We start from the raw sequence: 354 nt of genomic DNA on the forward strand, positions 1-354 counted from the left end.
TCACCGAGCGGTATTTGGTGCGGGTGCGTTCACTGATGTTCGTGAGCAAGCCCTGTAGAAACGTCATGTTCATCTGCATACATCTGGCTCCGCGCATGATTGTTATGAGATTGTGGCTGCAAGGATGTTTCGATGCGATGTGTTATATATAACAAATAGACTTTTAAAATATTTCAGTCAAGTAAAACAGAGGCGACTTATGGCTAAGGTGTCACAGGCACATCGACTACGCGATCTACTGGAAGACGCCATCGTGGAAGGGCGCTTTCTACCCGGTGACCGCCTGGACCCTGATGCGCTCGCGCTGGAGTATCAATGTTCCAGAACGCCCATCCGGGAAGCCATTCAGCAGCT

Annotated in this window: 1 protein-coding gene; it reads left to right on the forward strand. The window is 50.0% G+C overall.

Annotation, left to right across the window (positions count from 1 at the left end):
• Positions 1-199 precede the first annotated feature (199 nt).
• Positions 200-354: GntR family transcriptional regulator (locus tag Q5762_RS40150; protein ID WP_399495550.1), on the forward strand; the 155-nt coding region annotated here is incomplete at its 3' end.

It is taken from the genome of Streptomyces sp. P9(2023), assembly GCF_032436795.1.
Classification (GTDB): domain Bacteria; phylum Actinomycetota; class Actinomycetes; order Streptomycetales; family Streptomycetaceae; genus Streptomyces.